Below are 24,186 nucleotides of genomic sequence, written 5' to 3' on the forward strand. Positions count from 1 at the left end.
CGCGCAATGTCCGCGCAGATTATCAGTTAGCGCGCCTCAAGTTCCTTGCCGCGGGTTTCCGGCAGGCTCAGGGCCGCGAGCACCACCACGCCGTAGGACACCGCGGCAAAGCTGCCGATGGCCACGCTCAGGGGTACATGCTGGCTCAGCAGGCCGATCAGCAGCGGGAACAGCGCCGCCAGCGCCCGGCCGCTGTTGTAGCAGAACCCCTGGCCGGAACCGCGGATACGGGTGGGGAACAGCTCAGTGAGGAACGCCCCCATGCCGCTGAAAATGCCTGAAGCGAAGAAGCCCAGGGGAAAGCCCAGCCAGAGCATCACGGCATTGCTCACCGGCATTTGCGTATAGAGCAGGACAATGGTGAAAGAGCCGGCGGCGAACAGCACGAAGTTCTTCTTGCGGCCGAGAATATCCGTCAGGTAGGCGCTGATCACATAGCCCACGTAGGAGCCGGCGATCACCATGGCCAGGTAGCCGCCGGTACTGAGCACGCTCAAGCCGCGCTCGGTCTTCAGATAGGTCGGCAGCCAGAAGGTGATGGCGTAGTAACCACCCTGGGCCCCTGCCGCCAGCAAGGAGGCGCGCAGGGTGGTGCTGAGAATCCCCGGGGCGAAGATCTCGTAGAACCGCGCCGGGTTGCTTGGCGCTTCACGCGCCTTGGTTGCCCGGTAGACCTCGGGGTCCTTGACCAGGCGACGAACGAAGATCACGAAAATCGCCGGCAGGATGCCCAGCAGAAACAGCCCGCGCCAGGCGTCCTCCGGCGGCAGCAAGGAGAACAGCAGCGCATACAGCAGCGCCGTCAGCCCCCAGCCCAGGGCCCAGCCGGACTGCACCATGCCCACCGCCTTGCCGCGATTCTTGGCGCGGATCACCTCACCGATCAGCACCGCCCCGGCGGTCCACTCGCCGCCGAATCCAAACCCCATCAAGGTGCGGGCGATCAGCAACTGTTCGTAGTTCTGCGCAAGACCGCAGAGAAAGGTGAAGACGGCAAACCACAGCACCGTGAGTTGCAGGGTGCGTACCCGGCCGATGCGGTCGGAAAGAATCCCGGCGATCCAGCCTCCCAGGGCGGAGGCCAGCAAGGTACTGGTATGGATCAGGCCGGCTTCGGCGGAAGTGATGCCCCACAGCGCGATCAAGGTCGGGATCACGAAGCTGAGCATCTGGGTGTCCATGCCATCCAGGCCGTAACCTATCTTGCAGCTCCAGAATGTCCGGCGTTCCTGCTGGTTGATGTCCCGGTACCAGTCAAACGGGCCGGCGCGGCGCGGAGCCTTGGCGGCCAATGTTTCGGGCGCACTCATGGCGATCTCCAGGGTAGTGTTGTTGGTATTGTTCTGGGCCCCGACGACGCATATCGTGGGTCGGGCCATTCTTCGGTTCAGGCACAACCTGCGTCCAACTAATAAAAACCGCCCCAAGGCATAAGAAAAGTTGATCCCATGAATCTCAAGTTTCTCGAAACCTTCGTCTGGGTGGCGCGGCTCAAGAGCTTCAGCCTGACCGCGGAAAAACTCTTCACCACCCAGGCGGCCATCTCCAGCCGTATCGCGGTGCTGGAAGGCGAACTGGGGGTGAAGCTGTTCCTGCGGGACTCGCGGGGCGTCAGCCTGACCCCGCAAGGGCTCAAGGTGCTGGAGCACGCCGAGCAGATGCTCGACACCCTGCAGGTGCTGAAACAGTCCATCGAGGCGCCGTCGAGCAAGGTCGGGCGGATTCGCATCGGGGTCATGGATACGGTGATCCACACCTGGCTCAGCCCCCTGGTGGCGGAAATGATGGATCACTACCCGCAAGTGGAAATCGAACTGGTGGCCGACACCTCGCTGAATCTCTGCGACCAGCTGCAAAAAGGCTTTCTCGACCTGGTGCTGCAGACCGACTTGCTGCGCCAGGAAAGCATCCGCAGCCGGGAGCTGGCCAGCCACCCGGTGGGCTGGATTGCCGCCAGCAACTCGATCTACAACCGCGACTACGCCAATCTCGCCGAGCTGGCCCGGGAGCGGATCATCACCTATTCGAAGAACTCCCTGCCCCACCAGCAGGTACTGAGCCTGATGCAGGCCAACGGGGTGCCGGCGCCACGGCTCAATTGCGTCAACTCGGTGTCGGCCATCACCCGCCTGCTCAGGGACGGCTTCGGGATTGGCGCCCTGCCGCCGGTGCTGGTCCGCGAAGAGCTGGCCCGTGGCGAACTGACCCTGCTGGCCATCGACCAGCGCCCGCCCAACCTGCAGGTGGTGGTGTCGTGGCGCGTGGGCGTGGAGCTGGTGGAGGATATCGTGGAGCTGTGCCAGCGCGTGGTGCAGCGCTATGGGCAGAAGGTCGGCGAGGATCAGCTGGTACTGATCGCCCCCCAGTAAACATCGCCATCCCCCCCCTCGTAGGAGCTGGCTTGCCAGCGAGAAGGCGATCTGTAGCCAGACGCAGGCTTACAGGCCCCTTCACTGGCAAGCCGGCTCCTACAGATGTGGAGTGAAGGCACCTACTGGCAGTCAGAGGCCTTTGAGGTCACGTTCTTCGATGGGACGGCTCTGGCGCAAACGCCGCCCGCCCAGGACCACCCAGTCGATCAGGCGGTACAGGCACTCCAGTCCAAAGGACAGCAGCATGGCGCCGCTCATGCCCCAGATCATCGCTTCCGGGGTCAGCAGGATCTGGTAGCTGTAGCCGTCCCAGGTTTCCTTGCGGATATCCGGGTCGGCTGCCAGGGCCACTTGCAACAGGCGGATGTACCACGGGCCCTGCATCGCCTGGTATTGCTTGTCCAGGGCCAGCTGACGATGGAGCAAACCGCTCAAGCTTTCGGCATCGCTGCGAAACACCGGGTCTTCGCTGGCCCGGTAATGGGCCACCAGCGCATTCAGATCGCCCTTGAAGAACTGCTGCGCGGTGCCCTGGAAGCCCCGCAGGCTGTTCTGCGACTCAATCAAGTGGGCTTCCACGCGCTTGGCGTAGTCGCTGATGAAACCCGGCACTTGCACACCGATCAACAGGCCGGCGGCGAACAACACCAGCCGCAGATAACTGAGCAACATAGAGATGTCCTTATTCGGTCTGGCCGTGGCTGACGCATTCACCGCGCCGCCACAGGCTCCATTGGCCCGGCTGATAGCGGGTCCAGGTTTCGTTTTCGGTCAGAGGTTCGGTGGCGATCACCGTCACAACGTCGTTGGGGGTGGTTTCCGCCTGGAAGTCGACAATCACATCGACATCCTTGAGCCGGGCCGGGCCGAACGGCGCGCGCCGGGTGATCTGCGCCAGCTTGGTGGAGCAGAAGCAGAACAGCCAGTCACCGTCGCTGAGCAAGCCGTTGAACACGCCCTTGCTGCGGTATTCGCTACAGGCCTGGATCAGGGTCGACAGCAGTTGCTCGACCTCCACCGGTTCGGGAAAGGCTTCGCGCACCCGGTTGAGCAAGTCACAGAAGGCCGCCTCGCTGTCGGTATCGCCCACCGGACGATAGAAGCTGGTCTGGGGCTGGAAGTCCGCCAACTGGCCGTTATGGGCGAAGCACCAGTTGCGGCCCCAGAGTTCACGGACAAAGGGATGGGTGTTGGCCAGGCAGACCTTGCCGACGTTGGCCTGGCGGATGTGGCCGATGACCACTTCGCTCTTGATCGGGTAGCGCTGCACCAGGTTGGCCACTTCCGACTCGCTGCTGGCCGCCGGATCCTGGAACAGCCGCAGGCCGCGGCCCTCGTAGAAGGCGATGCCCCAACCGTCGCGATGGGGGCCGGTGCGGCCGCCGCGCTGCATCAGCCCGGTAAAGCTGAAGACGATATCGGTCGGTACATTGGCGCTCATGCCCAATAACTCACACATGCTCGGACTCTCGCTGCAATGCCGGGGCCAGGTTACAGACGCGGCTCGACCCGCGTGTTCAGGGGGGTGCCCGCAGCTGGCGGACGACCATAACGGTCATTGCCGGCGCCACCAAAGGGCTGGTCATCCTCGACTTCGGCAGCCTTGGCCGCGGCTTGCGCCGCTTCATTGCGCTGGCGGCGTTCATTGGCGGCACGCTCGATGGGCCAGCGGATCAGCACGAACAGCAGGTACACGCCAAAGGCGATCATGCCGTACATGAACAGATCGGACACCGCGCGCCAGGCGTTGTTGCCGACCTTGAAGGCCATATCCAGGGCAGTGATAGCCACCGCCGGGGCAAATTTTTCCTTGACCGGGTCGATGATGGTGGGACTGAACAGCAGCACCGCCACCAGTACACGCAGCGGCTCGCGCAGCCAGCGCCACATCCAGCGGGTCAGGCGCATCCACACCAGCAGGCAGCCCAAGGCGGCAAAGGCGTAAAGGCCCCAGGCGATCAGATAGTCGTTCTCGGTCATGGTGTCCATGGCAAGGCAGGCAAAGAGGCGCTTATGATAACGACTTTTCCCGTGTCAGGCTGCACCGCCGTCTGCCAAGCCCTCATTTGTCTTCGTTCGAGAGCCACCCATGCCCCTACCCGCCAACGACAGCAGCGCCCCGATTGCCCACAAGGCCGAAGGCGCTGACCCGTATGCCTGGCTGCAGGAACGCGACACCGACGCGGTGCTCGACTACCTGAACGCTGAAAACAGCTACCAGGAAGCCCGGCTGGCCCACCAGGCGCCCCTGCGCGAGACACTGTTCCAGGAGATCAAGGGCCGGATCCTCGAGACCGACCTGTCCCTGCCCTCGCCCTGGGGCCCGTACCTGTATTACACCCGCACCACCGCCGGTGACGAATACGCCCGGCACTACCGCTGCCCGCGCCCGGCGGACGACAGCCTGACGGTAGACGAAAGCCGCGAACAGCTGCTGCTGGACCCCAATGCCCTGGCCAACGGAGGCTTCTTCTCCCTCGGTGCCTTCAGCATCAGCCCCGACCACCAGCGCCTGGCCTACAGCCTCGACACCACCGGCGAGGAAATCTACACCCTGTTCATCAAGGAGCTGTCCAACGGCAAGGTCAGCGAGCTGTCCTTCGACAACTGCGACGGCAGCATGACCTGGGCCAACGACAGCCTGACCCTGTTCTTCGGCGAGCTGGACGACACTCACCGCCCGCACAAACTGTTCCGCTACCGCCTGGACGGCACAGCCGCCGAGGAAGTGTTCCACGAGCCGGACGGACGCTTCTTCCTGCACTGCTACCGCTCAAGCTCCGAGCGCCAATTGCTGCTGTCCCTGGGCAGCAAGACCACCGGCGAAACCTGGGCCCTGGATGCCGCGCAGCCGCAGTTGCCGTTCACCTGCCTGGCGCCACGGGTCGAAGGCCATGAATACGATGTCGATCACGGTCAACTCGACGGCCAGTGGACCTGGTTCATCCGCAGCAACCGTGAGGGCATCAACTTCGCCCTCTACCAGGCTGCGGACGAAGGCGTTATCCCCGAGGAAAGCGACTGGCAACTGCTGGTCCCGCACAACCCCGAGGTGATGCTCGACGGCGTGACCCTCAATGCCGGCGCCATGACCCTGAGCCTGCGCGAAGGCGGCCTGCCAATCATCGAAGTGCATCCCCAGGACCTGCCCGTGTATCGCGTGCAACTGCCGGACGCGGCCTACAGCCTGCACGTGCACAACAGCCTGGAGTTTTCCAGCGATCGCATCCGCCTGCGCTACGAGGCGCTGAATCGCCCGGCCCAGGTACGCCAGCTGAAACTGGCCGACGGTCAACAGCAGGTGCTCAAGGAAACCCCGGTGCTGGGCCCCTTCGACGCCGATGCCTACGTCAGCCAGCGCCTCTGGGCCACCGCGGCCGACGGTACCCAGGTGCCCATCAGCCTGGTGGTCAAGCGCGAGTGCCTGGGCCAACCGACACCGCTGTACCTGTATGGCTACGGCGCCTATGGCGAGAGCCTCGATCCCTGGTTCTCCCATGCCCGCCTGAGCCTGCTCGATCGCGGCGTGGCCTTTGCCATCGCCCATGTGCGCGGCGGTGGCGAGCTGGGGGAAGCCTGGTATCGCGCCGGCAAGCAGGAACACAAACAGAACACCTTCAGCGACTTCATCGCCTGCGCCGAGCACCTGATCGCCCAGGGCCTGACCAGCGCCCAGCAACTGGCCATCAGCGGTGGCAGTGCCGGCGGCCTGTTGATCGGCGCCGTGCTCAACCAGCGACCCGAACTGTTCCGGGCGGCCATCGCCGAAGTACCCTTCGTCGACGTGCTCAACACCATGCTCGACCCGGAACTGCCACTGACCGTCACCGAGTATGACGAATGGGGCAATCCCGAGGACCCTGAGGTCTATGAGCGGATCAAGGCCTACGCCCCCTACGAGAATGTCCGGGCCCAGGCCTACCCGGCAACCCTGGTGATCGCCGGCTACAACGACAGTCGCGTGCAGTACTGGGAAGCCGCCAAATGGGTGGCCAAACTGCGCGCCACCAAGACCGACGACAACCTGCTGCTGCTCAAGACCGAACTGGGCGCCGGTCATGGCGGCATGAGCGGCCGTTACCAGGGATTACGTGACGTAGCCCTCGAATATGCCTTTATCCTGAACATTCTGGGCCTGGACTGAGGAACTCTCGGCGGCGCTCCTGTCTTAACCCTGGACCGCCGCCGGCAACCGCCGGACCGGGCCTGCGCCCGTGCAACAGACACAAGAAAAAGACCCTGATCCCATGTCTGAACCCACCTTACTGAACAACGAGATCCGCGACTGGCTGATGGACTGCGGCCTGTTCGACCAACTGCAGCCCGCCGACTTCAACGCGGCGGCCGGCTATTTCAGCATCAGCAGCATCGCCGAAGGCGAAGCGATCTTTCGTGAAGGCGATGCCGGCAGTTTCATGTGCATCATCCACAGCGGCCAGGTGGCCGTGCAAAAGAGCACCCTGGACGGCCAGCCGCTGACCATCGCCACCCTGCGCAGCGGCCGGGCCTTTGGCGAAATGGCGGTGCTCGATGGCGAGCGACGCTCGGCCACCTGCGTGGCGGCCAGTGATTGCCAGTTGCTCAACCTGGGCAAGGACTCCCTGGAGAAGATGCTCAACGATGCGCCGAAGATCGCCGCCAAGATCATCCGCGCCCTGGCTATTTCCCTGTCCAAGCGCCTGCGCATGGCCGACGGCCAGTTGCTCGCACAGCAGATCTAGGCTCCTTGCACCTTGGCCTTGTTGTCGTTCTGCTCCAGCCCCGGCAGGGTCTGATCCTTGGGCGGCTTGGGCATGTCGATGGGCGGCAGCAAGGGCGCACTGCCACTGCTGCCGGTTTTCGGCGTGCTGGGTGGGGTCACTTGCGGATAAGGCGTGGGGGTGGCCGTGCCCGGGGTGCCGAGGGTCGGCGTCGGGGTCACCACCGGGGCGCTTTGCGGCTCGTCGGCCAGGGCCGGGCCAGCACTGAGCGCCAGGGCGGCGGTCAGGGCGAGCGCCGCTTGGGCAATCACCGTTAGAATAGTGCGCTTCATCAATGGCTCCATTGCTATTGTCTGGCGTCAGGCTACTCCCAACCGGGAGCTTTTGCCTTCCTCAATGAGATCTCCATGAAACGTTTCGTACTGCTGGACACCACTGCGATTCCCGACAACGGCGGTGCCTTGTGCCTGTTCGAATACGGTGAGGATTTCGTCATCAAGATCCAGGGCGGCGACGGCGGCCAATTGATGAACACCCGCATGCACGGCTCCGAGGACGCCCTGGCGCAGATTCCCTGCAGCAAGGTCGCCGGGCGCCCGAACTCGCGGGTGCTGATCGGCGGCCTGGGCATGGGCTTCACCCTGGCCGCGGCCCTCAAGCACCTGGGCCAGAGCGCCGAGGTGGTGGTCGCCGAACTGGTGCCCGGGGTAGTGGAGTGGAACCGCGGCCCGCTCGGGGAAAAGTCCGGCCGGCCGCTGCTGGACCCGCGCACGGTGATCCGCCTGGAAGACGTGGCCAAGGTCCTGCAGGCCGAGCCCCAGGGCTTCGACGCGATCATGCTCGACGTCGACAACGGCCCCGAAGGCCTGACCCAGAAAACCAACAGTTGGCTCTACTCCAGCGCCGGCCTGGCCGCCTGTGCCCGCGCTCTGCGGCCCAAGGGCATTCTTGCGGTGTGGTCGGCCAGCGCCGACCAGAAGTTCTCCGAGCGCCTGCGCAAGGCCGGCTTCAAGGCCGAGGAAGTGCAGGTGTACGCTCACGGCAATCGCGGCACCCGGCATACCATCTGGATTGCCGAGAAGCTCAAGGCCTGAGCTAAACTTTGTCCATTACCGTCATTAGTCCTTCTACAAAGGTGAACCCATGAGTTCGTCCACTCCCCCGTCCAACACCGCCAAGCTGGACCGTATCCTTGCCGACGCCCAGCGCGACCGGGAAATGGGCTACCGCGACAAGGCGCTGAAGATGTACCCCCACGTCTGCGGCCGCTGCGCCCGGGAGTTTTCCGGCAAGCGCCTGAGCGAGCTGACCGTGCACCACCGCGATCACAACCACGACAACAACCCCCAGGACGGTTCCAACTGGGAACTCTTGTGCCTGTACTGCCATGACAACGAGCACTCGCGCTACACCGACCAGCAGTACTTCGGCGAAGGCTCCCTGAGCACCCCGAAAATTGCCAAGGCGACCCACAACCCGTTTGCCGCCCTGGCCGGGTTGATGAAGAAAGACGACGAGTAAGCTTTTCGCGGGCCAGCCGCCCGGCTTGCCCGCGAACCGCCGAGCACCCCGCCACACCCCGCACAATCCCCGTATAATCGCGCTCTTTTCCCCCAAGGCTCCTCGCTCGTGGCAAACAAAAGGTACAGCTGCATCGGTTTGTATAACCCCAAGTCACCGGAGAATGTCGGTTCGGTGATGCGCGCCGCCGGCTGCTATGGCGTCGCCTCGGTGTTCTACACCGGCAAGCGCTATGAACGTGCCCGCGACTTCGTCACCGACACCAAGAAGGTCCACCAGGACATTCCCCTGATCGGCATCGACGACCTGAAGAAAATCCTCCCCCTGGGCTGCATCCCGGTGGCCGTGGAACTGGTGGAAGGCGCCCGTGCGCTGCCGGAATACACCCACCCGGACCGTGCGCTGTACATCTTCGGTCCGGAAGACGGCTCCCTCGACAAGGAGATCCGCGACTGGTGCGAAGACGTGGTCTACATCCCCACCACCGGCTGCATGAACCTGGCGGCCACGGTCAACGTGGTGCTCTACGATCGCCTGGCCAAAGGCAACAACACCCGCTCCGGTCCGAAGTACTGAAAACCCGTCGATCAATCCCCGGGAACCAGCGACGCCCTGGTGCAGTCAGCTTTGTATCCCACACCGCCCTTGGAGACAGAGCATGAGCGAGCGCAAACAGCTGCAAACGATCGAAGCCACACCCTTGCCGAGCCAACCGACCCAGAACGTCCAGGGCTGGGAGCGCATCGGCTCCCTGGCCGGTGGCGTGGTGATGATGGGCAAGGGCCTGCGCCGCGGCGGCGTGTTCGGCCTGATTCAAGTCGCCATCGGTGGCGTGGCCCTGGCCCGGGGGATTACCGGACATAGCTCGGCGAAAAGCCTGCTGCAAAAGAGCCGCCAGGACATGCACAACGTGCGCAGCAAGATCGAGCGCGCCGGGGAAGAACTGCGCACTCTGAAGGCCAATGCCGAAGCGGCCAGCCGCCATGCCAAGGCGGCCAGCAATGATGAAGTGAAGACGCCCAAGGCTTGAGGCGAAGGTGTTCCTGCGGATCCCCTGCGCGGGCAAGGGTCAATGCAGCAGGCTGGTGTCCAGGACCTTGGACGATTCGCCCAGCACGTTTTCACTGAGCTGGATGAACTCGGCGGTGCTGACGCTTTCCAGGCGCATCGCCGCTTGCAGTACGTCGTCCAGGGAACGCTTGTTGCGGGTCTTGAGGCGGATTTCCCGATCCAGCTCCTGCAACAGCAGCACGGCCTTGGCCACGGTGGCACTGTCTACCTGCTCGCCCCGCAGGCTGTCGACCTTGTGACTGTCCCGGACCAGGCGCTTGTGCAGCACCTGATAGCGCTCGTCACTGATGCCACCGGCCCGGCGCAACAGTTCGATGCCGTAGTACTGCGCCAGCCCCTCGCTGATCCAGTCGCTGCCCTGGCTGTCGTTGATCCGCGACAGTGACTGCACCAGTTCCCGCAACAACGGGCTGCTGCCGCTCTCGCTGACCAGGGGCAGGCGGCTATGGAGGAACAGCGAGTCACGCCCCGCCAGACTGCCGCGCCACATCGGATCGGCCGCACCAACGATCAACAGCTTGCCGGGCTGACGCGGGAACACCGCCTGTACTTGCGGCCAGACAAAGGTCAACAGGGTCAGCACGTCCATGCGGCGCATGCCCTGGCCCAGGGGCGACACCACGCTGACTTCGGTTGCTCCCAGACGCGTACGGCGGCTGCCCAGGTTGCCGGCCAGCATCCAGCCCGCGGGACGGTCGAACAGACGCGAGGGATTGTCGATGCGGAAGCGATTCTTGCCGATACGCGGCCAGGCGGTTTCGATGCTTTTCCAACCGGCCGGCAAATCGAAGTCCAGGCGCGCCACCAGTTCGACGCCATCTTGTTGATCAAGCCTGGCCGGGGGCACCAGGGTCTCGCCGCGCAACAGCGCCCAGTTGGCGCTGCTGCGGCTGTCGTAGATGCCCTTCTTGATGCTGTGACTCAGGCGCACCCTGTAGCTGAGGCTGGCCTTGCCGCTGGCCGGACGCCAGACACCGCGCTGGCCACCGGCATCCGCCGCCCCGGCCTGCCATTGGCCGTCGGCCTTGAAGTCGCTGTAGTCGCCGTCACGCCCCAGGTCGAAGTCCAGGCTGCGCAAGGCCGAGCCCTCGGCCAGGGTCAGGCGCACCTCGGCCTGATCGCTCTGGGGCAGGAAACGCACGTGATAATCCAGATCGACTTTCTTCGCCGCAAAGGCCGATACGCTCAATGCCAGCATTGCAGCGGCCAGCGCCAGTTTCGCCCCCACCCTCATACACACTCCTTTCCTGGGTAACCTGGTTCTGCAGCCAACGCGGCGAATCCTCAGCCGGCGCGGAAAATCAGATGATCCTCCCAGTCCTCTTCCGCCACGCTGCCTTCGGCCAGCATGCGCCCGGACTGGGAAATACGTTCGTGGTGCACCGCATCGCGATCGCCGCACACCAGGTGGTGCCAGAGCGGCAGGTCCTTGCCTTCGCTCACCAGGCGGTAGCCGCAGGTGGGTGGCAGCCACTTGAATTCGTCGGCCTTGCCCGGGGTCAGTTGGATGCAGTCGGGCACCGACGCCCGGCGATTGGGGTAGTCGCTGCACTGGCAGGTTTTCAGGTCCAGCAGTTTGCAGGCGATGCGCGTGTAATAGACGCTGTTGTCGTCCTCGTCCTCAAGCTTTTGCAGGCAGCACAGACCGCAGCCATCGCACAACGACTCCCATTCGTCCTGGTCGAGCTGTTCGAGGGTTTTGCGTATCCAGAAAGGTTCGACTTTGGCGGCCATGGCTCAAGCATCAGTATCCGAGGGTGAAAAGGCCGCCAGTCTAGTGCCGAAGGCCCGGCGGGCCAAGCGCTTACGACTGTCGGTAGGCCGGGGCTTGTCAGCAACAGGCCCGCACAGTAGCTTTGCGCCTCGGACCACCCCGCGCCCGAGTGCCATTAACGCTCGACCGCGTTGCACCCGGCAAACCGCACGGGGTCAGGAATACCCCTTCGCTCAGCTGATCTGCGCTTGCCGGTTTATTCCACCCTTCTCACTTGCTGCCAGGAGTTTTTCCATGAGCGCCAATCCTCGCGTTGCCGATTACGCCATCCACCCGCAGTTCACTCAGCGCTGGTCGCCACGGGCCTTCACTGGCGAAACCATCCCTGAAGAAACCCTGCTGAGCTTCTTCGAAGCCGCGCGCTGGGCGCCTTCGGCCTACAACTCGCAACCCTGGCGCTTTCTCTATGCCCGACGCGATACGCCGAACTGGGAGCGTTTCCTCGGCCTGCTCAACGAATTCAACCGTGGCTGGGCGCAACATGCCTCGGCCCTGGTGATCGTGATTTCCAAGACCACCTTCACCGCCCCCGGCGCCACGGAAGAAAGCCCGGCCCTGTGGCACACCTTCGACACCGGCTCGGCCTGGGGCCACCTGGCACTGCAGGCCAGCCTCAGCGGCTGGCACACCCACGGCATGGCCGGCTTCGACCAGGAACTGACCCGCAAGGAGCTGAAGATTCCCGAAGGCTATGCACTGCACGCAGCGATAGCGGTGGGCAAGCTGGGAGACAAGTCGACCCTGGCCGACTACCTGCAGGCCCGTGAAGAGCCGAGCCCGCGCCGTCCATTGAGCGAGACCGTGGCCGAAGGCGATTTCAGCCTCTAAAGCCGCGATCGTCTCTGTAGGAGCGAGCTGGCTCGCGAAGCCCTGAAGGCCGCCGCGCTTGCCTGGCAAGCGCGGCTTCGGCGAGCAAGCTCGCTCCTACGATCAGGCACGTTTCAGTAGCCGCGAGCGAAATCCACTTCGCCGCGCAAGGCCTGCTTGGCCTGGTAGGCCCGCAGGTTGTCGACGAACAACTGCACCATCAGTTCCGGCGAGGTCGGCGCCGAGCTGTGGCCCGTCAGCAGCAAGCCCCAGGCCGTCCAGAACGGATGCCGTTGCGGCAAGGGTTCCTGGCGGCAGACATCAATCACCGCCCCCGCCAGATGCCCATCCTTGAGGGCCTGCACCAAGTCGCCATCGACCACGGAAACACCCCGGCCCACATTGATGAACAGCCCCGTGGACTTGAATTGCTTGAACAGCGCCGCGTCATACAGGTCGTGGGTACTTGGGGTGTTGGGCAGCAGATTGACCACATAATCCACCTCCCCCACCAAGCGTCCCAGGTCTTCCAGGCCAGCCACTTCGATAAAGGGGGCCTGCTCCCGCGCCTGGCTGGCGATGCCGTACAGCTTCACGCCAAAGGGCAGCAGAAATTGCGCCACGCTCTGGCCGATGTCGCCGGTGCCGACGATCAGCACCTTGCGCCCCACCAGGCTCTGGCCCAGGCGGTTGTCCCACTTGCGCTCCACCTGGCTGACCAGCCGCGCCAGCACTTCGCGCTCATGGCCGAGGATGTAGGTGAGCACGTACTCGGCCATCACCTGGCCGAAGATGCCCACCGCCCGGGTCAGGCGGTAATGCCGGGGCAGACCGTCGGCCAGCAACGGGGTGATACCGGCCCAGGTGGATTGCAGCCACTGGGGCTGATGGCCCTGACGCAGCAGGGTCGCCAGCAGGTCCGGCTGGCCCAGCCAGACCGGGCAATCGGCCGCCAGCCGCGACAGTTCGGCGGAATCGCCGCTGGTCAGCACTTCCAGCTCCGGAGCCGCCTGACGCAACAGGCGGGCATAAACAGCGTGATCGTGTTCGGCAATCAGAACGCGCATGGTTCAAACCTTAAAAAACGGTGCAGGCCGCCGCCGACGGAGCATTGCTCCATCGATCAAGGCGGTGGCCAGGTCAGTCAATTGCATTTCACAGCGGCTCGGGACCGAGCCTCTAGAGGTCAGACCGGATCATTGCGGCGCAGCAACTCTTCGGGCAAGTGCTCGATGTACTCGTCTTCCGCCGGCGGCATCTGCAAGTGATAGCCCTGCTTTTCGAGGTTCTCCAGCACCTGGTGGATGTCCTCCCGGGACAGCTTGCGCTCCGGGGTCAGTACCAGGTCGAAGGCATGTTGCGGCTTGCCGAAAGCCAGCAGCAGGTTTTCCGGCACGCGTTCCAGGGCCTCGCTTTTCAGGACGTAGAGGTACATCTCGTTCTTGCGCGGGCTTTTATAGATGGAGCAGATACGTTTCAAGGCTGTTCTCCGGCGGTGGCCAGGCTGTCCAGCAGCGCCTGGCCCATCAATTCGCGGCGCCAGCCACGCAGCGAATCAGGCAATTGGTAAGGCCCGTTGGGGTAGCCGCTCTTGAGCAGGCTCTCCAGGGTTTTCTTGCGCAGCATGACTTCCGGGGCGATGCCCAGACGCTCGGCCTCGGCCTGCCCCACTGCCTTGAGGCGCTTGAGCAGGGCCGCGGCTTCGATCGGCAACGGCTCGGGTACGGCCGGCGGCCATTGATCCGGGCCAAGGGCCGCGGTGCGCTTGATCAGGTCGAGGAGAAACTCGCCGTCCTGACGCACGGTACGCGGGTGCATGTCTTCGATCTTGGCCAGCGCCGCCAGCGTATCGGGCTGGGTCTTGGCCAGGGGCCAGAGGGCGTGTTCACGCACGATGCGGTTGCGCGGCAAGTCCCGGGCACGGGCTTCACGCTCGCGCCAGGCACAGAGCTCACGCAGCACCGCCAACTGGGCACGGGAGAGTTTCCAGGCCAGCTTGGCCTCGCGATAAACCTCGTTGGGGTCCACTTCGCGGCGCAGGTTGGCCACCAGCTCGGCGCCGTCTTCCAGCACCCAGCGGTACTTGTCCTCGGACAGCTTCGGCCGCAGCTCGGTGAACACCTGGGCCAGATGCACGGCATCTTCGGCGGCGTAACTGACCTGGGTTTCCGAGAGCGGACGCTGCAGCCAGTCGGAGCGGGTCTCGCCCTTGGGCAGTTCGATGCCCAGGACTTCCTGCACCAGGCGCGAATAGCCCATGGAAAAGCCCAGGTTCAGGTAGGCAGCCGCCAGTTGCGTGTCGAACAAAGGCGCCGGCAGACTGCCGGTCAGGCGCAGCAGGACTTCGAGGTCCTCACTGCAGGCATGCACCACCTTGACCACCGCCGGGTTCTCCAGCAGGGCCGCCAGGGGCTTCCAGTTGTCGATGGTCAAAGGATCAATCAGGTAAGCGCGCTGCCCATCGCCGATCTGCAACAGGGCGGCGATGGGATAGAAAGTGTCGACCCGCATGAATTCGGTATCGAGCGCGACGAATGGCAACTGCTGCCACTCGGCGCAAAACTGACCGAGGCTATCGTTGTCGCGAATCCAGTGTATATCGATGGCCACACGGCTCTCCCTTGAAGAATGGCGCGCAGTATATATCGCCTCCGGCGATTTCTGAGCATTCACCCGACAAGAGCAAGTGCGAAACCTTATGCCGGACGGCAAGAATAGTCCGAGAGTCGCAATCGGGTTCTGTACGAAAGCTCGCCGAGTGAAGATCAGGCCAGGCAAAAATAGGCGAGCAAGCGGCGTGTAGGGGCCTACATGAGCATTGCGAGCCTGTTTCTACGTAGCACCGAAGGCGCGCAGTGCGCGGCATGGTCGAAACGCAGGCAGTTTTCGTGCAGAACCTAGCTGGGTTTTCTAAGGACATAGACCCGCGCCACCCCGCAGCCGGGCAGAAAATCCTGCTGGCTCACGACCTCGAAACCGGCCTGCTTGAACTCGCCTTCCAACTGTCCCCTGCCGATCGCCAGTGACGCCGCGGACTCTCCCCACGCAGTGGCCAGGTGCTTGAACAACGGCTCGACCCGGGTCGCGAGGATCACCGAATCACGGCTGACCCGATGAAACTCCCGCAGCAACGCCAGGCGATCCTCGCTGCGGGTCACATGGGCAAACAGTTGCATGCAGATGATGCTGTCCACCGCATTGGCCGACAGACCGATGTCGAACGCCGAGCTGTGCAAGGTCTTGACCCGTTGCAGCAGGCTGGCCGGGTGATGGGTCTGGGCATGATTGAGCATGTCCTGAGACGGGTCCGACGCCAGGATCACCCGGTTGCCATGTTCGGCCAGCACCGGCCAGTAGCGCCCGGCACCACAGGCCACATCCAGGATCAGTCCCGGCTCGCCGGCCACTTTCAGGGCATGGCGTACCAGGCGCACCGTGCGCCACAGCGCCAGGCGCGCGGCAAGCCCGGCAGGCCGGGGCTCGCCGCAGACCCGGGCGTGCTCCTGATCATAGCGCCGGGCGAACTCCAGCTCGATGGATGGTGGGGGATGGGACGACATGACTGGCGAACTCTTGTAGGTATCCAGAAGCCACAGGTTAACCAGTCGTTCGTGAAAAAAAGGTCGAAAGCCCTCGAGCGGTTTTGTCCAGGCGGGGCACCAGGCCACCCTTGCCCGACCCAGGGCCGATGCCAATAATGCTTCGGCACCGCGTCCCGCCCTTCACTTCAAGGAACGACCCATGCTGCCCCGCCTCTTGCTCTGCACTCTGCTCGGCCTCAGTGCCCCCGCCCTCAGCTTCGCCCAGGACCCGACCTCCCATCTGGACCGGGTGCTCGAACGTGGCCACCTCACGGTCTGCACCACCGGCGACTACAAGCCCTACAGCTACCTGCGCGACGATGGCCACTACGAGGGCATCGACATCGACATGGCCGAATCCCTGGCGAAAAGCCTCGGGGTCCGGGTGAAGTGGATCAATACCACCTGGAAGACCCTGATGGCGGACTTCCAGAGCCAGCAATGCGATATCGCCGTCGGGGGTATTTCCGTTTCTCTGGAGCGGCAGAAAAAAGCCTTCTTCAGCCAGCCCCTGGGGATTGACGGCAAGATTCCCCTGGTTCGCTGCCAGGACCTCAAGCGCTATGCAACCCTGGAGCAGATCAACCAGCCCTCGGTGCGCCTGATCGAACCACCGGGTGGCACCAACGAAGTCTTCGCCCGGGCCCATGTGCCCAAGGCCGAGCTGATCCTGTTCGCCGACAACGTGAAAATCTTCGATCAGTTGCTGACCAAGCAGGCCGACGTGATGATCACCGACGCCTCGGAGGCGCGCTTCCAGCAGAAGCACAAGCCGGGGCTGTGCGCGGTCAACCCCGAGCGCTACCTGCAATACAGCGAGAAGGCCTTTCTCCTGCCTCGGGATGACATGGCCTGGAAAAGCTATGTCGACCAGTGGCTGCACCTGAGCAAGGCCACCGGCGCCTATGAGCAGGTGGTGAATCAGTGGCTGGCGGCGCCGTAGTCCTGGTCCAGCAGCATCTGCCGAAAGGCCTGGCAAGCGGCGCTGCGATAGGCGCCCCGACGTTCCAGCAGCACCACGCTGCGGGGCGCCGGGGGTGATTGCAAGGCCAATGCCCGCAAGCCCGGCTGCTCGCGGGCGATGGCACTCGGAAGCAGGGTCGCCAACGGCCCGCGCCGCACGATCTCGACAATCCCACTCACCGAATTGGCCTCGATGGAGATACGCGGCGCAATGCCCTGTTGCCGGCAATACAGGTCGATATGCTGGCGCGTGGCAAAGTCGGCGCTGAGCAGCACCAGGGAATGACGAGCCAGGGCCGAGGCACTCAAGGGTTGCTGGCCCTGCTGCGGATAGTGCAGGCCGACCATCAGGCTCAGGGTTTCGGTGAACAGCGGCTGGCTGTGGATGTCCGCCAGGTGCTCGCCGGCAAAGGCGATCCCCAGGTCCAGGCGATCCTCGGCCAGGGCTGCTTCCAGGCGATCCTGGGTCATTTCCTCAAGGCTCAGGTCGATCCCCGGGTACTGCTGGTTGAAGCGGCTGAGCAAGGGGCCGGTGAGGTAGGCAGTGAACGTCGGGGTCAGCGCCAGGCGCAGTGAACCGCGACTCAGGTCCTGCACATCATGGATCGCCCGCTTGGCCGCCTGCAGGTCCTGCAGGGCGCGGCGCGCATAGACGACATAGGCCTGACCGGCATCGGTGAGACGCACGCTGCGTCCGGAGCGGTCGAACAACGGCGTGCCCAGGGACTCCTCCAACTGTTTGATCTGTTGCGACAAGGTCGGCTGGGAAACATGCAGCGCCTCGGCGGCACGGGTGAAATTGCAATGCTCGGCCACGGCCAGCAGGTAACGGATATGACGCAAGAGCATGACGGCTCCAACTATAGGCAGGACTTATGGAAAGCATAATAAACCGGTCTTGGACGCTATAGCCGAACACTTCCATCCTTGCCCCATCAGCGACGCAAGGAGACTCCCATGCAGAACATCATCGACGGCTTCCTCAAGTTCCAGCGCGAGGCCTTTGTGCAACGCAGCGAGCTGTTCAGGCAGTTGGCCAACAAGCAGAGCCCCGGCACCCTGTTCGTCACCTGCTCCGACAGTCGGGTCGTTCCCGAGCTGCTGACCCAGCAGGAGCCCGGCGACCTGTTCGTGATTCGCAACGCCGGCAACATCGTCCCCAGCTACGGCCCGGAACCCGGCGGTGTGTCGGCCACCGTGGAATACGCGGTAGCGGTGCTGGGGGTGAGTGACATCGTCATCTGCGGCCATTCCGACTGCGGCGCAATGACCGCCATCTCCACCTGCAAATGCCTCGATCACCTGCCCGCCGTGGCCAACTGGCTGCGCCACGCCGAGTCGGCCAAGGTGATCAACGCCGCCCGCCAGCATGCCTCCCCCGCCGAGCACCTGGACGCCCTGGTGCGCGACAACGTGATCGCCCAGTTGGCGAACCTCAAGACTCATCCTTCGGTGGCCCTGGCCCTGGAACAGGGCCGGCTGAACCTGCATGGCTGGGTGTATGACATCGAGCGCGGCGCCATCGCCGCCCTCGACGGCACCAGCCAGCGCTTTGTCTCCCTGACCGAACACCCGCAGACCTGCGCCCTGGCCAGCCAAGCTTCAACCGCTGCCTGAACAACCCCTTTCATCCCCCCAAGAGGAACAGACCCATGCTGCAATCTCAATTCGCCCAAGCTCCACGCCTGGCCCTGGCCGACACCATCATCGACGCCAAGGCGCGCAAGAACCTGTCGTGGCAGGACCTTGCCGACGGTACCGGGCTGAGCCTGGCCTTCGTCACCGCCGCTCTGCTGGGCCAGCATGCCCTGCCCGCTGCTGCTGCCGATCAGGTATGCGAAAAACTCGGCCTGGACCAGGACGCCAGCCGCCTGCTGCAGAGCATTCCCCTGCGGGGCAGCATCGCCGGCGGCATCCCCACCGACCCGACCGTCTACCGTTTCTATGAAATGCTCCAGGTCTACGGCTCGACCCTCAAGGCCCTGGTGCACGAGCAGTTCGGCGACGGCATCATCAGCGCCATCAACTTCAAGCTGGACATCAAGAAAGTCGAGGACCCGGAAGGTGGTTCCCGTGCGGTAATCACCCTGGACGGCAAGTACCTGCCAACCAAACCGTTCTGATCCACCCTGCCTAGTCGCCGCCGCTGCAGGCGGCGCCGGGTCGCAACGAGGCACCGGGCCTTACCGATAAACCGCGGCGCCCGGTTTGCCCCGTCCTGTGCAGCGAATCGCAGCCTATGGCAGCGGTTACAGGTCCGCAGTGATATTTAGTTTTTAAATAACACTGCGGACTTTCTGATTTGCCCCTACTGTCCCCCTCGCCGCCTAATCAGCCCCTGTTCCTTGAAGGTCTGGTTATGGAAAACGTTCGTGCAAGTTCCCGTCCTGCGCTCTGGCTGATGGTCAGCGTGGTCCTGGTGGCCCTCAACCTGCGGCCGTCGATGGCCGCCGTCGGCCCTCTGCTGTCGGGCATCCGTGGCGATGTCCCCCTGAGTTTCAGCCTGGCGTCGCTGCTGACCATGTTGCCGGTCATGGCCATGGGCCTGGCGATGTTCTTCGGCATGGCCATCAGTCAGCGCCTGGGCGAACACCGCACGGTGGTCCTGTCCTTGCTGATCATCGGGCTGGCCACGGTCTCGCGGTTGTTCATGGACTCGGCGGCGGAGCTGATTCTCAGCGCCGTGCTGGCCGGTGTCGGCATCGCCCTGATCCAGGCGCTGATGCCGGCCCTGATCAAGTCGCGTTTTGCCGATAACGTCTCGCTGTTCATGGGCCTGTATGTCACCTCGATCATGGGCGGCGCGGCCATCGCGGCGTCCTTCGCCCCACTAGTGATGAACCACAGCGGCAGTTGGCGCCTGGCCCTGGCGATCTGGGCCGGCCTGGCCCTGCTGGCCCTGGTGTTCTGGTCCGCCCAGCGCCGTTCACTGCCCAGCCTGCCGGCCGCCGGCGGCAGGCGTGAGTCCTTCAGCGGCAATCGCCGGGCCTGGCTGCTGGCGGTGTTCTTCGGTCTTGGCACCGCGTCCTACACCTGCGTGCTGGCGTGGCTGGCGCCCTACTACGTGGAGAACGGCTGGAGCGAACAGAACGCCGGCCTGCTGCTGGGCTTTCTCACCGCCATGGAAGTGATTTCCGGGCTGGTCACCCCGGCCATCGCCAACCGCAGCCAGGATCGGCGCCGAGTGCTGGTGGCCCTGCTGGTGCTGATCATCGCCGGCTTTTGCGGCCTGATCCTCAGCCCGCAACACCTGAGCCTGCTCTGGCCGTGCCTGCTGGGCCTGGGCATTGGCGGACTGTTTCCCATGAGCCTGATCGTGTCCCTGGACCACTTGCCCGACCCGCGCCGGGCCGGCGGCCTGACCGCGTTCGTGCAGGGTATCGGTTACCTGATCGCCGGCCTGTCACCGCTGCTGGCGGGGATGATCCGCGACCAGTTGGGCAGTTTCGAATGGGCCTGGTGGTCACTGACGGCAGTGATGGGGGTGATGATCCTCATGGTGCTGCGCTTCGACCCTCGGCATTACGCCCGGCACATCCGCTGAGCATCGGCCCGGGAGGCCTGCATGAACCCTGTGAGTTTCACCCAAGCCAACCTCGGCATGCTGCTCTGGGCAGCGCTGATCGCCGCTTCGTTCTTCGCGGCCGCCCAGGTCAGCCAGGCCATCGATCCGGTGCTGCTGACCGCCCTGCGCCTGTTGTTCTCGGCACTGATGTTCGTGCCCCTGCTGTGGTTTAAGGGCGCTGCGGCGCCGACCCGGGCCGGATTGGGCGCCCACGCGGTACTGGGCCTGCTGCTGGCGCTGTACTTTGGCTCGCTGTTCGAAGCCCTGCGCTACACCTCGGCGGTCAACACCGGGACTCTGTTCACCCTGGTGCCACTGCTGACCCTGGCGTTCGAAGGCTGGCTGCTGCCCGGCGGCAGCCAGCAACGCCGCCTGCTGCCGATGCTGGTGGCCGGCGCCGGGGCCTTGCTGTTGGTGCTCAAGGGGGGCGCGCCGGGGCAGTTGCCCTCCCTGTATGCCATGGCGGTCTATGCCCTGGGCTGCCTGGCCATGGCGGCCTATTCGCCCCTCAGCCAGCGCTTCAAGGCTCGCAGCCTGCAAGGCCGCAGCCCGGCCGCCATGACGTTCTGGAACATGCTCTTCGGGGCGCTGTTCCTGTTTGCCGCCAGCCTGGTCAGCGGCGGCTGGCGCAGCGCCGCCCTGCTCGGCAGCCACGACCTGCTGTGGCTGCTGTACCTGGCCCTGTTCGCCACCCTGGCGACCTTCTGGTTGTTGCACCGGGCCATTGGCGTCATCGCCCCGTCCACGGTGATTTCCTACATCTACCTGAGCACCCTGTTCCTCACCCTGTTCCACTGGTTGTGGCTGGGCCAGCGTCCGCTCCTGGGAGAAGGGCTCGGTGCTCTGCTGGTGGCCCTGGGCATGTTCGGTCTGGTGCGCGGCAGCCGTCACGGGGCGGCCATGGCCTGAAATGCCCCTGAGACAGGGGACATTATTCTGCGAGAAACTGCGCAGGTCGTGTTATCGGAATTTAATGTCCGGATGCTGTCCGCGAATCCCCACACCGGGCATTTGATTAGGACGATCGTTCCGCTAGCATCGACCCGGTTTGTGCGCCACCGGCGCCAGGTGCTCAGCGGGATGGAACAGATGCTCATCAGCAACGTGCTCAGAAAACTCGACATGCAGGACCTGATGGTCTTTATCGCGGTGTACGAGCAAAGCAGTGTCACCGGGGTATCGGAAACCCTGTGCGTCAGTCAGTCGACTGTCAGCTACTGCCTGAAGAAACTGCGCAACGGCTTCGAGGACGAGCTGTTCATCAATACCCGCACCGGCATGCGCCCGACCTACAAGGCCACCAGCATGTACAGCCACGTGCTGAAGATCCTGGAAAGCATCAACCTGTGCCACAGCGGCGTACCGGCCTTCGATCCGACCCGCCAGGCCGTGACCTTCAACCTCTGCGCCCCGGAATACTTCGAGCTGCTGATCCTGCCGCGCCTGCTCAAGGGGTTCGACTACGCCGACCTGCCGGTGACGGTCAATGTGCAGAAGCTTGAGAGCGACATTCCTGCCGAGGAGCTGCGTGACGGCAGCATTGACCTGGTGATCTGCTTTGGTCCGAACTTCCATCGCAGCCATGCCGACTTCAAGTCGCAGATGCTGCTGGAGGACGACCTGGTGTGCGTCTTCGACAAGCGCGCCACGCCGCCCAGGGAGCCGCGTTTCAGCCTGCAATCGTTCATCGAACGGCGCCACGTTTTTCCTACGCCCTGGACGTCGGACAGCAACATGGTGGATGGCTGGCTGGCCCGCCAGGCGCACAAGCGGCAAATCGTCGCCCGCTCCAACAGCTACAGCGCAGCGCTGAAAATGATCACCGGCACCGACTTCATCCTGACCCTGCCCCGACGCATCCAGGCCTTGCTGGCCAACGAAGCGGTGTTCAACCATTGCGAGGCCCCCAGCGGCCTGCCGGGGTTCACCCTGGACATGCAATGGAACCAGAACACCGATCAGGACAGCGCGCAGACCTGGTTCCGCGAACAAGTGGTCAAGGTCTGCGCCGAACCGGGCCTGCTTTAGGCCCAGCCCCCATCAGAGACCGACAGCCGCCTTGCTGTAGGACGCGCGGTCGATGTCGATGATCTCCACGCACAACTGCACCGCCAGCTCAGCCGGCCAGGGCGCCAGGTCCTGCAGCAGGGCCAGCAGGCTCTCGGACAATTGCTTCTTGATCTCCGGCGAGCGGCCGCTGAGCAGGGCCAACTTGACGTGGACAAAGGCCCGCTCCCCCAGACCGGTACCAACCCGGAACGACTCGACCTTCACTGCCCGGCTCTTGATATCGAACTCATCGGCAAACTGCCCGGAGGCCACCAGCCCGTGATTGAGCCGCAGCAGCGCCTTGTCGACGTCCAGCTGGGGCAGGTTGGCGGTGTATTCCATATGCAGGTGCGGCATGGCAGAACTCCTGGTCTGTCAGGGGGAAAAGGCGCTCCATACTACACAAGCCCCGCCCCCGCGCCTGCATTATCCGCCGGCCTCATTGCCCCGCTGTCGCTGTCCGCTCGCGCAGGGCCAGGGTTTCCCAGGCGGCCACGAGCACCATCACCAAGGTGGTCAGGCTGCCCAGGGCCAGAGCGGAAAACAGCTGATTCCAGGCGGCCGGCAACAACAGCAACAGCACCGCGAGCCCGGCCAGGTGCGACAGCGGCGGTAACGGCCGATCGTTCATCACCCACTTGAACAGGGCGCAGCCCAAGAGGAACAGCCAGGGACCACCGACTATCACCAGCACCCCGGCCTGGCTGGCGTGTTCCGGATGCATCAGCACCAGCTCATCGGCCACGGCACTGACAATGATCCCGGCCACGATCAGCAGATGCAGATAGGTGTAGGCGATGCGCGCCTGACGCCCCGGGTCGTCGGAATGAGCGATACGGTGGTGGGCACGCTCGGCGCCACTGTCGAAATACACCCACCACATGGCGATACTGCCCAGCACCGCCACCACGAACCCCAGCAGACCCTGGGCGCTGGTGGTCAGCTCGGCGAAGGTGGCACCGGTCACCAGCAGCGATTCTCCCAGGGCGATGATCACGAACAGGCCGCAGCGTTCGGCCATGTGATTGCCTTCCACATCCCAGTCGGCCAGGGTCGAACGCCCCAGCCCCGGCACCCAGAAATACAGCGACGGCGACAGCACTTCGATAGCCAGGGCCAGCCCCCACAAGGCCAGCCGCTGCGGGCCCTCCAGCAGGCCGCCGGTGATCCAGAAAACCCCCGAGAACGTCAGCCACAACAGGATGCGCTGGAAGTTGCGGGTCATGTTCACCGGCTCGCCGCGCACTGCCCAAAGGGCATAGGCGGTGCGGCCCACCTGCATGAACACATAGGCACCGGCGAACAGCAGGCCGCGCTCACCGAAGGCCTGGGGAATCGACGACGACAGCAGCAACCCCGCCACCATCAGCACGAACAACCCGAGGCGAATCGGCAGGGTTTCCGGGTCCAGCCAGTTGGTGATCCACGACGTGAAGATCCACACCCACCACACCGCCACCATCAGCAACGCCACCTGCAGCGCCCCGCCCAGCGACAGATGGGCCAGCAGGGAATGGGACAACTGGGTCACAGCGAACACGAACACCAGGTCGAAGAACAGCTCGACCATGCCAACCTTGCCGCTGTCGTGGCTGCCACGCCCACGCAACAGGGAACGGGAACGACTCATGGGCACACTCCACCGATCAATGTTTCACCCGAAGACCTACACAGCAAAGCAGCCGCCCGCGCCAATGCCAAGCGGGCGGCCTCCGTTCACTGCGCCGCTGTAGCCGCTGCCGCAGGCTGCGACCCAGTCCGCAGGACGGGCAAGGCCGCCCCC

The 24,186-nt window shown here is 64.2% G+C and carries 28 protein-coding genes; 14 read left to right on the forward strand and 14 right to left on the reverse strand.

Annotated elements, in window-relative coordinates:
• Positions 1-26 precede the first annotated feature (26 nt).
• Positions 27-1,310, reverse strand: a complete 1,284-nt coding sequence (locus tag J5M73_RS23530) for an MFS transporter (RefSeq protein ID WP_102861648.1) — start codon at positions 1,308-1,310, stop codon at positions 27-29.
• Positions 1,311-1,448: 138 nt separating this feature from the next.
• Here J5M73_RS23530 and J5M73_RS23535 point away from each other — a divergent pair, with 138 nt between their 5' ends.
• Complete coding sequence (locus J5M73_RS23535; RefSeq protein ID WP_102861647.1) at positions 1,449-2,369, forward strand: LysR family transcriptional regulator; 921 nt, start codon at positions 1,449-1,451, stop codon at positions 2,367-2,369.
• Between the two features lie 132 nt (positions 2,370-2,501).
• On the opposite strand, the gene J5M73_RS23540 is transcribed toward J5M73_RS23535, so the two are convergent.
• The 3 genes from J5M73_RS23540 to J5M73_RS23550 are packed head-to-tail and all read right to left on the reverse strand — an operon-like array spanning position 2,502 to position 4,361.
• On the reverse strand, positions 2,502-3,044 hold the full coding sequence (locus tag J5M73_RS23540) for a DUF2937 family protein (protein WP_102861646.1): 543 nt from the start codon (positions 3,042-3,044) through the stop codon (positions 2,502-2,504).
• Positions 3,045-3,054: 10 nt separating this feature from the next.
• Positions 3,055-3,831 (reverse strand): class II glutamine amidotransferase, encoded by a 777-nt coding sequence (locus J5M73_RS23545; RefSeq protein WP_102861645.1) that lies wholly within the window; start codon positions 3,829-3,831, stop codon positions 3,055-3,057.
• A gap of 32 nt (positions 3,832-3,863) precedes the next feature.
• On the reverse strand, positions 3,864-4,361 hold the full coding sequence (locus J5M73_RS23550) for an MFS transporter (protein WP_102861644.1): 498 nt from the start codon (positions 4,359-4,361) through the stop codon (positions 3,864-3,866).
• A gap of 100 nt (positions 4,362-4,461) precedes the next feature.
• Between J5M73_RS23550 and J5M73_RS23555 the strand changes: the two genes are divergently transcribed.
• On the forward strand, positions 4,462-6,516 hold the full coding sequence (locus J5M73_RS23555) for a S9 family peptidase (protein ID WP_102861643.1): 2,055 nt from the start codon (positions 4,462-4,464) through the stop codon (positions 6,514-6,516).
• Between the two features lie 103 nt (positions 6,517-6,619).
• The gene (locus J5M73_RS23560; protein WP_102861642.1) at positions 6,620-7,093 is read left to right on the forward strand and encodes a cyclic nucleotide-binding domain-containing protein; all 474 of its coding nucleotides are present in this window, start codon (positions 6,620-6,622) and stop codon (positions 7,091-7,093) included.
• Here J5M73_RS23560 and J5M73_RS23565 read toward each other — a convergent pair.
• Entirely contained in the window at positions 7,090-7,404 is a 315-nt protein-coding gene (locus J5M73_RS23565; RefSeq protein ID WP_102861641.1) for a hypothetical protein, read from the reverse strand. The two genes, J5M73_RS23560 and J5M73_RS23565, sit on opposite strands and share 4 nt — an antisense overlap.
• Before the next feature lie 75 nt (positions 7,405-7,479).
• On the opposite strand from J5M73_RS23565, the gene J5M73_RS23570 reads away from it, so the two are divergent.
• The 4 genes from J5M73_RS23570 to J5M73_RS23585 all read left to right on the forward strand — a co-directional run bounded on the left by J5M73_RS23570 (position 7,480) and on the right by J5M73_RS23585 (position 9,623).
• Positions 7,480-8,166, forward strand: a complete 687-nt coding sequence (locus J5M73_RS23570; protein WP_102861640.1) for a hypothetical protein — start codon at positions 7,480-7,482, stop codon at positions 8,164-8,166.
• 49 nt (positions 8,167-8,215) lie between these two features.
• Positions 8,216-8,593: a YajD family HNH nuclease gene (locus J5M73_RS23575; protein WP_102861639.1), complete on the forward strand. Its 378-nt coding sequence runs from the start codon at positions 8,216-8,218 to the stop codon at positions 8,591-8,593.
• A 108-nt stretch (positions 8,594-8,701) separates the two neighbouring features.
• Positions 8,702-9,169: an RNA methyltransferase gene (locus J5M73_RS23580; RefSeq protein ID WP_102861638.1), complete on the forward strand. Its 468-nt coding sequence runs from the start codon at positions 8,702-8,704 to the stop codon at positions 9,167-9,169.
• 82 nt (positions 9,170-9,251) lie between these two features.
• Positions 9,252-9,623 carry a DUF2892 domain-containing protein gene (locus J5M73_RS23585; RefSeq protein WP_102861637.1) on the forward strand — a complete coding sequence of 124 codons (372 nt, stop codon included), beginning with the start codon at positions 9,252-9,254 and terminating at the stop codon, positions 9,621-9,623.
• 39 nt (positions 9,624-9,662) lie between these two features.
• On the opposite strand, the gene J5M73_RS23590 is transcribed toward J5M73_RS23585, so the two are convergent.
• Both J5M73_RS23590 and J5M73_RS23595 read right to left on the reverse strand, forming a co-directional pair.
• A complete protein-coding gene (locus tag J5M73_RS23590; RefSeq protein ID WP_102861636.1) occupies positions 9,663-10,898 on the reverse strand; it encodes a hypothetical protein in 1,236 nt (411 codons plus the stop codon).
• 50 nt (positions 10,899-10,948) lie between these two features.
• Positions 10,949-11,398 carry a YcgN family cysteine cluster protein gene (locus tag J5M73_RS23595; protein ID WP_102861635.1) on the reverse strand — a complete coding sequence of 150 codons (450 nt, stop codon included), beginning with the start codon at positions 11,396-11,398 and terminating at the stop codon, positions 10,949-10,951.
• Positions 11,399-11,672: 274 nt separating this feature from the next.
• Between J5M73_RS23595 and J5M73_RS23600 the strand changes: the two genes are divergently transcribed.
• Complete coding sequence (locus J5M73_RS23600) at positions 11,673-12,266, forward strand: nitroreductase family protein (RefSeq protein WP_102861634.1); 594 nt, start codon at positions 11,673-11,675, stop codon at positions 12,264-12,266.
• 113 nt (positions 12,267-12,379) lie between these two features.
• Here the strand turns inward: J5M73_RS23600 and J5M73_RS23605 are convergent, their stop codons facing one another.
• The 4 genes from J5M73_RS23605 to J5M73_RS23620 all read right to left on the reverse strand — a co-directional run bounded on the left by J5M73_RS23605 (position 12,380) and on the right by J5M73_RS23620 (position 15,805).
• Positions 12,380-13,312: a D-2-hydroxyacid dehydrogenase gene (locus J5M73_RS23605; RefSeq protein ID WP_102861633.1), complete on the reverse strand. Its 933-nt coding sequence runs from the start codon at positions 13,310-13,312 to the stop codon at positions 12,380-12,382.
• A gap of 119 nt (positions 13,313-13,431) precedes the next feature.
• Positions 13,432-13,725: a YcgL domain-containing protein gene (locus tag J5M73_RS23610; RefSeq protein WP_016964446.1), complete on the reverse strand. Its 294-nt coding sequence runs from the start codon at positions 13,723-13,725 to the stop codon at positions 13,432-13,434.
• Positions 13,722-14,855 (reverse strand): ribonuclease D, encoded by a 1,134-nt coding sequence (gene rnd / locus J5M73_RS23615; RefSeq protein WP_102861632.1) that lies wholly within the window; start codon positions 14,853-14,855, stop codon positions 13,722-13,724. The genes J5M73_RS23610 and rnd overlap by 4 nt, the downstream gene beginning before the upstream one ends.
• 287 nt (positions 14,856-15,142) lie before the next feature.
• Entirely contained in the window at positions 15,143-15,805 is a 663-nt protein-coding gene (locus J5M73_RS23620) for a class I SAM-dependent methyltransferase (RefSeq protein ID WP_102861631.1), read from the reverse strand.
• Between the two features lie 181 nt (positions 15,806-15,986).
• On the opposite strand from J5M73_RS23620, the gene J5M73_RS23625 reads away from it, so the two are divergent.
• Positions 15,987-16,769, forward strand: a complete 783-nt coding sequence (locus J5M73_RS23625) for a transporter substrate-binding domain-containing protein (protein WP_102861630.1) — start codon at positions 15,987-15,989, stop codon at positions 16,767-16,769.
• On the opposite strand, the gene cynR is transcribed toward J5M73_RS23625, so the two are convergent.
• The gene (cynR, locus tag J5M73_RS23630) at positions 16,748-17,638 is read right to left on the reverse strand and encodes a transcriptional regulator CynR (protein ID WP_102861629.1); all 891 of its coding nucleotides are present in this window, start codon (positions 17,636-17,638) and stop codon (positions 16,748-16,750) included. The two genes, J5M73_RS23625 and cynR, sit on opposite strands and share 22 nt — an antisense overlap.
• A gap of 108 nt (positions 17,639-17,746) precedes the next feature.
• Here cynR and J5M73_RS23635 point away from each other — a divergent pair, with 108 nt between their 5' ends.
• The 5 genes from J5M73_RS23635 to J5M73_RS23655 all read left to right on the forward strand — a co-directional run bounded on the left by J5M73_RS23635 (position 17,747) and on the right by J5M73_RS23655 (position 22,382).
• On the forward strand, positions 17,747-18,406 hold the full coding sequence (locus tag J5M73_RS23635; RefSeq protein ID WP_102861628.1) for a carbonic anhydrase: 660 nt from the start codon (positions 17,747-17,749) through the stop codon (positions 18,404-18,406).
• Between the two features lie 35 nt (positions 18,407-18,441).
• Positions 18,442-18,912: a cyanase gene (gene cynS / locus J5M73_RS23640; RefSeq protein WP_102861627.1), complete on the forward strand. Its 471-nt coding sequence runs from the start codon at positions 18,442-18,444 to the stop codon at positions 18,910-18,912.
• Positions 18,913-19,148: 236 nt separating this feature from the next.
• The gene (locus J5M73_RS23645) at positions 19,149-20,333 is read left to right on the forward strand and encodes a cyanate transporter (protein ID WP_102861626.1); all 1,185 of its coding nucleotides are present in this window, start codon (positions 19,149-19,151) and stop codon (positions 20,331-20,333) included.
• 21 nt (positions 20,334-20,354) lie between these two features.
• Positions 20,355-21,263 carry a DMT family transporter gene (locus tag J5M73_RS23650; protein ID WP_102861625.1) on the forward strand — a complete coding sequence of 303 codons (909 nt, stop codon included), beginning with the start codon at positions 20,355-20,357 and terminating at the stop codon, positions 21,261-21,263.
• Between the two features lie 180 nt (positions 21,264-21,443).
• Positions 21,444-22,382, forward strand: coding sequence for a LysR family transcriptional regulator (locus J5M73_RS23655; RefSeq protein WP_102861732.1), 939 nt, complete (start codon positions 21,444-21,446; stop codon positions 22,380-22,382).
• A gap of 12 nt (positions 22,383-22,394) precedes the next feature.
• On the opposite strand, the gene J5M73_RS23660 is transcribed toward J5M73_RS23655, so the two are convergent.
• Together J5M73_RS23660 and J5M73_RS23665 are read right to left on the reverse strand one after the other, a co-directional pair.
• On the reverse strand, positions 22,395-22,760 hold the full coding sequence (locus J5M73_RS23660) for a 5-carboxymethyl-2-hydroxymuconate Delta-isomerase (protein ID WP_102861624.1): 366 nt from the start codon (positions 22,758-22,760) through the stop codon (positions 22,395-22,397).
• A gap of 82 nt (positions 22,761-22,842) precedes the next feature.
• Positions 22,843-24,033: a low temperature requirement protein A gene (locus J5M73_RS23665; protein WP_207167229.1), complete on the reverse strand. Its 1,191-nt coding sequence runs from the start codon at positions 24,031-24,033 to the stop codon at positions 22,843-22,845.
• Positions 24,034-24,186 lie beyond the last annotated feature (153 nt).

The sequence above is a fragment of the Pseudomonas sp. 50_B genome, from assembly GCF_017491625.1.
In the GTDB taxonomy this organism is placed as follows: Bacteria; Pseudomonadota; Gammaproteobacteria; order Pseudomonadales; family Pseudomonadaceae; genus Aquipseudomonas; species Aquipseudomonas danubii.

Bases quoted from the DNA above. Each gene is read 5' to 3' on its own strand.
- J5M73_RS23530 (WP_102861648.1), bottom strand. From the start codon at position 1,310: ATGAGTGCGCCCGAAACATTGGCCGCCAAGGCTCCGCGCCGCGCCGGC.
- J5M73_RS23535 (WP_102861647.1), top strand. From the start codon at position 1,449: ATGAATCTCAAGTTTCTCGAAACCTTCGTCTGGGTGGCGCGGCTCAAG.
- J5M73_RS23540 (WP_102861646.1), bottom strand. From the start codon at position 3,044: ATGTTGCTCAGTTATCTGCGGCTGGTGTTGTTCGCCGCCGGCCTGTTG.
- J5M73_RS23545 (WP_102861645.1), bottom strand. From the start codon at position 3,831: ATGTGTGAGTTATTGGGCATGAGCGCCAATGTACCGACCGATATCGTC.
- J5M73_RS23550 (WP_102861644.1), bottom strand. From the start codon at position 4,361: ATGGACACCATGACCGAGAACGACTATCTGATCGCCTGGGGCCTTTAC.
- J5M73_RS23555 (WP_102861643.1), top strand. From the start codon at position 4,462: ATGCCCCTACCCGCCAACGACAGCAGCGCCCCGATTGCCCACAAGGCC.
- J5M73_RS23560 (WP_102861642.1), top strand. From the start codon at position 6,620: ATGTCTGAACCCACCTTACTGAACAACGAGATCCGCGACTGGCTGATG.
- J5M73_RS23565 (WP_102861641.1), bottom strand. From the start codon at position 7,404: ATGAAGCGCACTATTCTAACGGTGATTGCCCAAGCGGCGCTCGCCCTG.
- J5M73_RS23570 (WP_102861640.1), top strand. From the start codon at position 7,480: ATGAAACGTTTCGTACTGCTGGACACCACTGCGATTCCCGACAACGGC.
- J5M73_RS23575 (WP_102861639.1), top strand. From the start codon at position 8,216: ATGAGTTCGTCCACTCCCCCGTCCAACACCGCCAAGCTGGACCGTATC.
- J5M73_RS23585 (WP_102861637.1), top strand. From the start codon at position 9,252: ATGAGCGAGCGCAAACAGCTGCAAACGATCGAAGCCACACCCTTGCCG.
- J5M73_RS23590 (WP_102861636.1), bottom strand. From the start codon at position 10,898: ATGAGGGTGGGGGCGAAACTGGCGCTGGCCGCTGCAATGCTGGCATTG.
- J5M73_RS23595 (WP_102861635.1), bottom strand. From the start codon at position 11,398: ATGGCCGCCAAAGTCGAACCTTTCTGGATACGCAAAACCCTCGAACAG.
- J5M73_RS23600 (WP_102861634.1), top strand. From the start codon at position 11,673: ATGAGCGCCAATCCTCGCGTTGCCGATTACGCCATCCACCCGCAGTTC.
- J5M73_RS23605 (WP_102861633.1), bottom strand. From the start codon at position 13,312: ATGCGCGTTCTGATTGCCGAACACGATCACGCTGTTTATGCCCGCCTG.
- J5M73_RS23620 (WP_102861631.1), bottom strand. From the start codon at position 15,805: ATGTCGTCCCATCCCCCACCATCCATCGAGCTGGAGTTCGCCCGGCGC.
- J5M73_RS23625 (WP_102861630.1), top strand. From the start codon at position 15,987: ATGCTGCCCCGCCTCTTGCTCTGCACTCTGCTCGGCCTCAGTGCCCCC.
- cynR (WP_102861629.1), bottom strand. From the start codon at position 17,638: ATGCTCTTGCGTCATATCCGTTACCTGCTGGCCGTGGCCGAGCATTGC.
- J5M73_RS23635 (WP_102861628.1), top strand. From the start codon at position 17,747: ATGCAGAACATCATCGACGGCTTCCTCAAGTTCCAGCGCGAGGCCTTT.
- cynS (WP_102861627.1), top strand. From the start codon at position 18,442: ATGCTGCAATCTCAATTCGCCCAAGCTCCACGCCTGGCCCTGGCCGAC.
- J5M73_RS23645 (WP_102861626.1), top strand. From the start codon at position 19,149: ATGGAAAACGTTCGTGCAAGTTCCCGTCCTGCGCTCTGGCTGATGGTC.
- J5M73_RS23650 (WP_102861625.1), top strand. From the start codon at position 20,355: ATGAACCCTGTGAGTTTCACCCAAGCCAACCTCGGCATGCTGCTCTGG.
- J5M73_RS23655 (WP_102861732.1), top strand. From the start codon at position 21,444: ATGCTCATCAGCAACGTGCTCAGAAAACTCGACATGCAGGACCTGATG.
- J5M73_RS23660 (WP_102861624.1), bottom strand. From the start codon at position 22,760: ATGCCGCACCTGCATATGGAATACACCGCCAACCTGCCCCAGCTGGAC.
- J5M73_RS23665 (WP_207167229.1), bottom strand. From the start codon at position 24,033: ATGAGTCGTTCCCGTTCCCTGTTGCGTGGGCGTGGCAGCCACGACAGC.